Annotated in this window: 1 protein-coding gene and 1 other RNA gene; one reads left to right on the top strand and one right to left on the bottom strand. The window is 59.9% G+C overall.

Features of this window, described 5'->3' with window-relative positions; all coding sequences use genetic code 11:
* The first annotated feature begins 100 nt into the window (after positions 1-100).
* Positions 101-441: RNase P RNA component class A (gene rnpB, locus AC1DWI_RS24250), an RNA gene on the top strand.
* A 71-nt stretch (positions 442-512) separates the two neighbouring features.
* Here rnpB and AC1DWI_RS24245 read toward each other — a convergent pair.
* Positions 513-1,050 (bottom strand): transporter substrate-binding domain-containing protein (locus AC1DWI_RS24245; protein WP_477726054.1); only part of this gene is annotated, 538 nt, incomplete at its 5' end.

Below are 1,050 nucleotides of genomic sequence, written 5' to 3'. Positions count from 1 at the left end.
GTCCAGCGGAAGTTTGAGTTCGGTCAGGCGAATCATGAAAAGGGGCTCGTGTTGATCAAGCAACCCGCATTTTAAAGGCCTGGCGGATAATGGGCCTCGTGAAGCACGCCAGACCGCCGCTGGTGCAATCTGGGAAACCAGGCACTGGAGGAACGTCCGGACTGCACAGGACAGCGTAGGAGGTAACACCTCTCCACCGTGAGGTGAGGATCAGAGCAACAGAGACGAGTCGGCCTTGGGGCAACCTGGGGCCGGGTGAAACGGGCAATCTCTACGCGCAGCAATACCAAGTAGGCCAACGTTGATGTGGTTCCGCAGAGTTGGCGGGTAGGTAGCATTGAGCCGTGGGGGCGACCCCCGGCCCAGATTAATGGCGGTCACGCCGGGCTTTCTCCAAGGGGGCCCGGTGCACAGAATCCGGCTTATCGGCGGGCTTCACACTAATAAAAAAGCCCCGTTCAGCAATGAACGGGGCTTTGTCTTTGGGCCTTGCCGGCCCTGCCTGCGGCGTCTTATTTGGCGGGAGAGGCGGCGGCAGCTGGTGCCGATGCGGTGCCTGCAGCGGCGGTGGCGGCTGGCGCTTTACCGAAGTACTGAGCGAAAATCTTGTCGTAGGTGCCGTCGGCCTTGATGTCGGCCAGGCCCTTGTTCAGTTTTGCGAGCAGCTCGGCGTTGCCCTTTTTCACGGCCAGGCCGTATTGCTCGGGTGCAAAGCTGGCATCGGCGATGGTCTTGAACTTCGAGCCGGTGTTGTTGTTGACGTAGTGCTCCACCACGCCGTTGTCGGCGACCACGGCGTCCACGCCGCCGGCTTCCAGTTCCTTCAGCGCCAGTGGCGTCGCTTCAAAGCGCTTGATGTTGGCGCTTTCCTTGCCCTGCAGCTTGGTGATGACTTCGTCACCCGTGGTGCCGTTCTGCACGCCGACTTTGAGTTTCTTGAGGTCGTTGAACTTGGCGATCTTCGAATCCTTCTTCACGGCGATCAGTTGCTGCGCGTCAAAGTAAGGCGACGAAAAATCCATGGTCTGCTTGCGCTCGGCCGTGATCGTG

The organism is Polaromonas sp. P3_C2 (assembly GCF_056402675.1).
This window is presented reverse-complemented; position numbering and strand designations above follow the sequence as displayed.